Here is a 7,951-nt window from a genome sequence, read left to right on the forward strand (position 1 = left end):
GGCCCGCCGGGGTCAGTCGAGCCGCGTCACGTCCAGCTCGCCGTCCGCGTACTGCCTGCGGATCACCTTCTTGTCGAACTTGCCGACGCTGGTCTTCGGCACGGTCTCGATGGACGTCCAGCGCTCGGGCAACTGCCACTTGGCGATCGACTGCCCCAGGAACGCGCGCAGTCCGGTGTAATCCACGGTCGCGCCCTCCTTGAGGACGACGGTCGCCAGCGGACGCTCGCCCCACTTGTCGTCGGGTACGGCGACCACCGCCGCCTCGGCCACCTCCGGGTGCGCCATCAGCGCGTTTTCCAGCTCGACGCTGGAGATCCACTCGCCGCCCGACTTGATGACGTCCTTGGCCCGGTCGGTCAGCGTCAGGTAACCGTCCGCGCTGATGACGCCGACGTCGCCGGTCTTGAGCCAGCCGTCCGCGCTGAACTTGTCCGAGGGGCGCAGCGGTTCGCCGGACGCGCCTCCGTAGTAGGCGCCCGCGATCCAGGCGCCGCGCACCTCCAACTCGCCTGCCGACTCGCCGTCCCACGGCAGGCGGTCGCCGCCCGGGCCGATCAGGCGGGCTTCGACACCCGCCGGGAAGCGGCCCTGGGTGATCCGGTACGGCCATTCCTCCTCGGCGCTCAGGCCCGCCGGCGGGTGTGCCATCGTGCCGAGCGGGGAGGTCTCCGTCATGCCCCACGCGTGACACAGGCGGACGCCGAGCTTCTCGTACGCCTCCATCAAGGACGGCGGGCAGGCCGCGCCGCCGATGGTGACCTGCTTCATCGAGGTGAGGTCGCGGGGGTGCGCGGTGACCTCGGCGAGGAGCCCCTGCCAGATGGTGGGGACGGCAGCGGCGTGGGTCGGCTTCTCCCGCTCGATCATCTCGGCGAGTGGGGCGGGCTGGAGGAAGCGGTCCGGCATCAGCAGGTTGATGCCGGTCATGAAGGTGGCATGGGGCAGACCCCAGGCGTTCACGTGGAACTGCGGGACCACGACCAGGGACGTGTCCCGGTCGGTCAGTCCCATCGACTCGGTCATGTTGACCTGCATGGAGTGCAGGTAGATGGAGCGATGGGAGTAGATGACGCCCTTGGGGTCCCCGGTGGTGCCCGAGGTGTAGCACATGGCCGCGGCTTGGCGTTCGTCCAGCTCGGGCCAGTCGTAGTGGTCGGAACGGCCGGCGAGGAGTTCCTCGTAGTCGTGGACGCGCACGTCGAGACCGGCGAGCACGGATCGGTCACCGATGCCCGAGACGACCACGTGGTCGATGGTCGGCAGGTGCGGCAGCAGCGGCGCGAGGAGCGGCAGAAGGGTGCCGTTGACCAGCACCACCCGGTCCGCGGCGTGGTTGACGATGAAGACCAGCTGCTCAGGAGGGAGGCGCAGGTTGAGCGTGTGCAGGACGGCGCCCATGGACGGGATCGCGAAGTACGCCTCCACGTGCTCGGCGTTGTTCCACATGAGGGTGGCGACCCGGTCGTCCTGTCGGACGCCCAGCTCGTCGCGCAGGGCGTTCGCGAGGCGAGTGGCGCGGGCACCGATGTCGGCGAAGCTGCGGCGGTGCGGCTCGGCCTCGCCGGTCCAGGTCGTGACCTGGGACTTCCCGTGGATCGTCATTCCATGGTGCAGGATGCGGGTGACGAGAAGTGGTACGTCCTGCATGGTGCTCAGCAAAGCGTCCTCCCGGTGGGCGCTGCGGCGCTACGGCGGCTACGGATGCTGCCGATTCTGCGCACGTACCACGCGGTATGTCACTACCCGGGGGTAGAAACCGCGCCGGGCGCCGGGGATGTTTCACGTGAAACAGCCGGCCGCGCCGGCCGCCGCGGTGTGCTGCCGCGGTGTTTCACGTGAAACATCGCGCCGGTTCGGGGCGGCTCAGCGGACGGGCGCAAGCTCCGGGTCCTCGCGGAGCTTGCCCAGGGCCCGCGAGACGGCGCTCTTGACCGTGCCCACGGAGACCCCGAGCAGCTCGGCGGTCTGTGCCTCGCTGAGGTCCTCGTAGTAGCGCAGGACCACCATCGCGCGTTGCCGGTCGGGCAGCCGAGTCACCGCGCGCCACATCGCGTCGCGCAGCGCCTGTGCCTCCGCGGCGTCCGTGAACGGCGCCTGCTCCACCTCCGGTAGCTCCTCGCAGCAGAATTCGTCGACCTTGCGCTTGCGCCACTGGGAGGTGAGGGTGTTGACCAGGGTCCGTCGGACGTAGCCGTCCAGTGCCCGGTGGTCCTCGATGCGGTCCCAGGCGGCGTAGGTCTTGGCGAGGGCAGTCTGCAGCAGGTCCTCGGCGTCGCAGGTGTTGGCGGTGAGCGAGCGCGCGGTGCGCATCAGGGACGTGCCTCGGGTCCTGACGTACGCCGAGAACGACGGGTACGGCGTCGGGTTCGAGGCGAGCGTGCAGACAGGCGTGGTCATGCCCCCACGCTAGAAGCGCCGGACCGCCCTGGGATCGGTCGCAGGTGCCGAAGCGGGATCCGTCTCAGGTTGTAGGGCCGGCCCCGCCCGCACCTCCTGAAGGTGGAGGAGGCCCCGTCGCGGGCGGGGAGCGGAGTCAGTCGTCGGAGCTGAGGATCAGGCCGGATGTGGGTACGCCCGTACCGGCCGTGACCAGGCTGTGCCGGGCGCCCGCGACCTGGTTGACGGAGGTGCCACGAAGCTGTCGGACGGCCTCGGCGATGCCGTTCATGCCGTGCAGGTACGCCTCTCCGAGCTGGCCACCGTGGGTGTTGAGCGGCAGTGCGTCGGCGGCCACGAAGTCGGCGGCCTCCCCGGGCGCACAGAATCCGAACTCCTCCAGCTGCATGAGGACGAAGGGGGAGAAGTGGTCGTAAAGGATGCCTACGTCGATGTCCGACGGGGACAGTCCACTGGTCCGCCACAGTTGGCGTGCGACGACGTCCATTTCCGGCAGCCCGGTCAGGTCGTCGCGATAGAAGGAGGTCATGGCCTCCTGGCGGCGTCCGGCTCCCTGCGCCGCCGCCGTGATCACGGCGGGTGCCCGCCGCAGCGAGCGGGCCCGTTCAGTACTGGTGACGATCAGGGCCTGGCCGCCGTCCGTCTCCTGGCAGCAGTCCAGGAGACGCAGGGGCTCGACGATCCAGCGTGACGCGGCGTGGTCGGCGAGGGTGATGGGCTTGCCGTGGAAGTAGGCGGCGGGGTTGTTCGCGGCGTACCGGCGGCCGGTGACGGCGACGTGCCCGAACGCCTCGGCGGTCAGGTGGTACGCGTGCAGGTAGCGCTGGGCGGCCATGGCCACCCAGGACGCGGGGGTGAGCAGTCCCCAGGGCAGTGACCAGCCGAGGGCCGCGCCTTCGGCCGAGGGTTCGCGCTGCTGGACCCCGGAGCCGAAGCGGCGCCCGGAGCGCTCGTTGAAGGCGCGGTAGCAGACCACGACCTCGGCGACCCCGGTGGCGACGGCGAGGGCGGCCTGTTGGACGGTGGCACAGGCCGCGCCGCCGCCGTAGTGGACCCGGGAGAAGAAGGACAGTTCCCCGATGCCGGCCGCCTGCGCGACGGTGATCTCGGGGCTGGTGTCCATCGTGAAGGTGACCATGCCGTCGACATCGGCGGGGGTCAGCCCGGCGTCGTCGAGGGCGGCGTGGACGGCTTCGACCGCGAGCTTGAGCTCGCTGCGACCGGAGTCCTTGGAGAACTCGGTCGCGCCGATGCCGACGATGGCGGCCCGGCCGCCCAGCTCGTCCCGGCTGCGGACGCTCACTCTGCGGCCTCCCCGGCCCCCAGGGACACCGTGACGGTGCCGGTGACGTGGTGCCCGATGCCGTTGGCGCCGACCACCCGGATCTCGACGGTGTCCCCGTCGAGGGCGGTGACGGACCCGGTGAGGGTCATGGTGTCGCCGGGGTAGTTCGGGGCGCCGAGGCGGATGGCCACCTTGCGGAGGATGGCGGCAGGCCCGAGGTGATCGGTGATGTACCGGCCGACCAGACCGTTGGTGGTGAGGATGTTCATGAAGATGTCCGGGGAGCCCTTTTCGCGCGCGAGCTCGGCGTCGTGGTGCACGTCCTGGTAGTCCCGTGAGGCGATGGCGCCCGCAACGATGAGCGTGCGGGTGACCGGGATCTCCAGGGGCGGCAGTGCGTCACCGACCTTCATGTGGCCTCCGCTCCATTGGGGGTGGTCGTCCCCACCGTGGACGTCAGGGATACGGGTGACTCGGGGGCACCCGGCGCCTGCGGCGGTTCCTCCGCCAGGAGCGCGCCGAGCTCGGCCAGCAGCTCGCTGCCGCAACCCAGGTAGGCGTCCAACTGACGTCCCCACAGGAAGTGGCGGTGGACGGGGTGGTCCAGGTCGGCGCCCATGCCGCCGTGCAGGTGTTGACCGGAGTGCACGACCCGCTTGCCTGCTTCCGAGCCCCACCAGGCCGCCGTCAAGGCGTGCTCGCGCGCGGGCAGACCCTCGTCGACGCGCCAGGCCGCCTCGTAGGTGGTGACCCGGATGGCTTCCGTGTCCATGTGCGCGTCGGCCGCCCGGAGCATGACCGCCTGGTTGGTGGAGAGCGGCCGGCCGAACTGTTCGCGGGTGGAGGTGTACTCCACGGCGCGGGCCAGCGAGCCCGCGCAGACGCCCGCCTGGAGCCCGGCGAAGGCGGTACGGGCTACGGTGAGGACGTCCTCGTAGACCTCCGCGCCCTGCCCGAGCCGTTCCGCCCGTGCCCCGGAAAGGGTCAGCCGGCCCGCCGCCCACGGCGCGGTGGTCTCCACCGCCGCCGTTTCGACACCGGGCAGGTCGGTCCGTACGAGCCACAGGGCGCGTCGTGCGTCCGGGACCAGGACGTACGTGGCGTCGCGCAGCCAAGGCACGACCGGGGCGGTGCCGGTGAGCCGGCCGTCCGGTGTGGCGGTGATCCTGCCCCGCCCGGGGAACGCCCCCGTGGCCACCGCCTCACCCGTCCCGAGGGCGGGCAGCAGCCGGGCGCGCTGCTCCGGACTGCCGTGCCGGGCCAGCGGGAGGATTCCGTAGGCGCAAGTGGCGGCGTACGGGACCTGCGCGGTCGTACGACCCTGTTCCTCCAGCAGGAGCACCAGGCCGAGCAGGCCGATGTCCGCAACGGCGGCGGTCAGCCCGGCGGTCGTGAGGGCCTTCCACAGTTCGGCGTCGCTGCCGGAACCGGCGGCCGCCGAGCGCTCGTGCGTGGCGAGGTCGCGGAAGATGTGGGCGGCGAGGCCTGCCGCGGCGGTCTGCTCCTCGGTCGGCCGGAAGTCCATCAGCACTCGCCCCCTCGGAAGACCGGCAGTTCCAGGTCCTCGTCCACGCGCAGGAACTCCAGCCGGACGGGGAGACCGATGCGCACCTTGTCGTAGGAGACGCCGGTGACGTTGCTGATGATCCGGACTCCTTCGGCGAGTTCCACGAGCGCGACCGCGTACGGAGGGTCGAACGCCGGGAAGGGCGGGTGGTGCATGACGACGTAGCTGAAGACGGTGCCGGCCCCGCTCGCCTCGACGGTGTCCCAGTCGGGGCTCGCGCAGGCGTGGCAGCCGGGGAGCCAGGGGAAGCGGAGGGTGCCGCAGGCGGTGCAGCGTTGGATCAGCAGTGTGTGCGTGCGCACGCCGTCCCAGAAGCCCTGGTTGTCGCGGTTGATCACCGGCCGGGGTCGGCGCGCCGCGGCTGGTGGCTTCGGTGCGGCCCGCCGGGTCGGCGCGAACTTCAGGATGCGGAAGCGGTGGGTGCCCGCGGGTTTCCCGTTCGCGCGGACGTCCATCCGGGTCGTCACGAAGTGGCCGGTGCCGAGCTTGGTCGTCTTGCGGGGCGAGACCGACTCGATCACGGCGTCGAAGGTGACGGCGTCGCCCGGGCGCAGCGGGCGGAGGTACTCCTGCTCGCAGTCGGTGGCGACCACGGAGGTGCATCCCGCGCCGTCCAGGAGGGCGAACAACTCGTCGTAGGCGGAGGAGCGGTCGCTGTGGCCGGAGAGTCCGCCCATCGTCCACGCTTGGAGCATCGTGGGCGGGGCGATGGCGTCCGGGCCGGTGTAGGCGGGGTTGGTGTCGCCCATCGCCTCGCACCAGTGGCGGATCATCGCCGCGTTGACCACGTCCTTGGCCCGTCCTCCCGAGGCGGCGGGGCGCCCCTCGAAGTCCTTCAGCAGCGCGTGGAAGCGGGCCGCCTCATCGACGTCCCCGGGCGGCTCCGCGCTCATCGCTTGCTCCCCTTCATGCCGAGCCGCATCATGGCGACGATCTCCCGCTGGACCTCGCTGACCCCACCGCCGAAGGTGTTGATCTGGGCCGCACGGTTCATCCGCTCCAGTTCACCGCCCGCGAAGCCCGCCGGGCCGCGTACGAGGGCCTCCTCGCCCACCGCCTCCTGGCACATCCGGTACACGTCGACGGCGGATTCGGTGCCCAGGAACTTGACGCCGGCGGCGTCTCCGGGGGCCAGGGTTGCGCTGCCGACGTCCTGGACGAGGCGCCAGTTCAGGAGGCGCACGGCGGCCAGCCGTGCGTGGGCCTCGGCGAGGCGGGACCGTACCCAGGGGTGGTCCGCCGGGCGCTCACCGGTGACGGGGTCCGGCGTACGGGCGTGGCCGAGGGCGCGCTCGTAGAAGTCCTCGGCCTGCATGCCTATCGCGGCCAAGGCCACGCGCTCGTGGTTGAGCTGGTTGGTGATCAGTCCCCAGCCGCCGTGTTCGGGGCCGACGAGGTGGCCGGCGGGCACACGGACGGAGTCGTAGTACGTGGCCGTGGTGGTCAGTCCGCCGACCGTCTCGATCGGGGTCCAGCCGAAGCCCGGTGTGTCGGTGGGCACGAGGATGATCGAAATGCCCTTGTGTTTGGGCGCCTGGGGATCGGTGCGGCACGCGAGCCAGATCCAGTCGGCGTTCTGGGCGTTGGAGGTGAAGATCTTCTGCCCGTCGATCAGCCAGTCACCCTCGGCACCGCCCTGGCGTACGGCGCGGGTGCGCAGCGAGGCGAGGTCGGTGCCGGCCTCCGGCTCCGAGTAGCCGATGGCGAAGACGAGTTCGCCCTTGAGGATGCGAGGGAGGAAGTGGTCCTTCTGCGTCTGCGTCCCGTACTTCATCAAGGTCGGCCCGACGGTGTTGAGGGTGACCATGGAGACGGGGGCGCCGGCCCGGTACGCCTCGTCGAAGAACAGGAACTGCTCGTCCGCGCCGCGCCCTTGGCCGCCGTACTCGACGGGCCAGCCGAGGCCGAGCAGTCCGTCGTTCCCGATGCGCCGCAGCAAGGCGCGCTGCTCCGCCGGGGCCTGCGGCGGCCCGTCGGGCAGCAGCTCGCGGAAGTACTCCCGCAGTTCGGAGCGGAGCCGCACTTGGCGTCCGGTCGGGGCGAGGTGCACGCGCGGGCCTCCCGGCTTCACATCGACGAATAGAACTGACTCTCCGTCAGATTTGTGGCGGATGTCAAGATGCCGAGGCACGGGGGCGCCCGCGCTACCGGACCCCGGCCGGTCCGGTCACGCGGGCGCCCCGATCAGTCAGCCCAGATCAGGCGGGGTCACCGCCACGGGAAGAAGTTCACCGCCACATCGGCGTTGTGCTGCTGGATCGCGGTCCAAGCCGATCCGTTGACCTGCGCGCTGTTGTTCTGGTTGGACGCTCCGGCGCCGGTGGCCACCTGCTGCGAGGTGGAGGAGTTGCCTTGGTTGTTGCCGCCCACGCCGCTGCCGAGAATGCTCGCGACGCTCGCGTTCGACCCGGAGTTCGCGAAGGCCCCGTTGTCCGCCGAGGCCACGCCGCCGAACAGGGCGACGGCGAGCGGGAGTGCGGCGACGGCGGCGATGACGCGAGCGGTACGGATGCTTGCCATGTCCGAGTCCTCCAGAAGACCTAACTGATCGTTTCAGAATGAGTTGAGCTGCGGGTCTTGGGCTCGACGATCTCGGTCGGCAGGGTGTCCGGGTGCGTGCTGATCTTGTTCCGGACGACCTGTGGGAGCGGGTGGCCCCGTTGCTGCCACCGGCCCCCGAACGACGCCACCGGCATCCC

At 71.0% G+C, this 7,951-nt stretch carries 8 protein-coding genes and 1 pseudogene; 1 reads left to right on the top strand and 8 read right to left on the bottom strand.

All coding sequences use genetic code 11. The annotated features are described in order from the left end of the window. Positions 1-12 precede the first annotated feature (12 nt). The 8 genes from ABZ934_RS25305 to ABZ934_RS25340 form a co-directional block, all read right to left on the bottom strand. Positions 13-1,662: a long-chain fatty acid--CoA ligase gene (locus ABZ934_RS25305; protein ID WP_361317277.1), complete on the bottom strand. Its 1,650-nt coding sequence runs from the start codon at positions 1,660-1,662 to the stop codon at positions 13-15. 204 nt (positions 1,663-1,866) lie between these two features. Continuing rightward, a complete protein-coding gene (locus ABZ934_RS25310) occupies positions 1,867-2,400 on the bottom strand; it encodes a SigE family RNA polymerase sigma factor (protein WP_361317279.1) in 534 nt (177 codons plus the stop codon). Positions 2,401-2,536: 136 nt separating this feature from the next. After that, positions 2,537-3,703: a lipid-transfer protein gene (locus ABZ934_RS25315; RefSeq protein WP_361317281.1), complete on the bottom strand. Its 1,167-nt coding sequence runs from the start codon at positions 3,701-3,703 to the stop codon at positions 2,537-2,539. Next, complete coding sequence (locus tag ABZ934_RS25320; protein WP_361317284.1) at positions 3,700-4,098, bottom strand: MaoC family dehydratase; 399 nt, start codon at positions 4,096-4,098, stop codon at positions 3,700-3,702. Before ABZ934_RS25320 ends, ABZ934_RS25315 begins: the two co-directional genes overlap by 4 nt. Then, positions 4,095-5,210 (bottom strand): acyl-CoA dehydrogenase, encoded by a 1,116-nt coding sequence (locus tag ABZ934_RS25325; protein WP_361317287.1) that lies wholly within the window; start codon positions 5,208-5,210, stop codon positions 4,095-4,097. Before ABZ934_RS25325 ends, ABZ934_RS25320 begins: the two co-directional genes overlap by 4 nt. Continuing rightward, positions 5,210-6,145 (bottom strand): bifunctional MaoC family dehydratase N-terminal/OB-fold nucleic acid binding domain-containing protein, encoded by a 936-nt coding sequence (locus ABZ934_RS25330; protein WP_361317290.1) that lies wholly within the window; start codon positions 6,143-6,145, stop codon positions 5,210-5,212. Before ABZ934_RS25330 ends, ABZ934_RS25325 begins: the two co-directional genes overlap by 1 nt. After that, positions 6,142-7,302, bottom strand: coding sequence for an acyl-CoA dehydrogenase family protein (locus ABZ934_RS25335; protein ID WP_361317292.1), 1,161 nt, complete (start codon positions 7,300-7,302; stop codon positions 6,142-6,144). The genes ABZ934_RS25330 and ABZ934_RS25335 overlap by 4 nt, the downstream gene beginning before the upstream one ends. Positions 7,303-7,460: 158 nt before the next feature. Continuing rightward, positions 7,461-7,772 (bottom strand): hypothetical protein, encoded by a 312-nt coding sequence (locus tag ABZ934_RS25340; protein WP_361317294.1) that lies wholly within the window; start codon positions 7,770-7,772, stop codon positions 7,461-7,463. 92 nt (positions 7,773-7,864) lie between these two features. Between ABZ934_RS25340 and ABZ934_RS25345 the strand changes: the two are divergent. Next, positions 7,865-7,951 (top strand): annotated as a pseudogene (locus ABZ934_RS25345) (IS5/IS1182 family transposase); the annotation flags it as partial.

Origin of the sequence: Streptomyces sp. NPDC046557, assembly GCF_040645975.1 — a bacterium.
Taxonomy (GTDB): domain Bacteria; phylum Actinomycetota; class Actinomycetes; order Streptomycetales; family Streptomycetaceae; genus Streptomyces.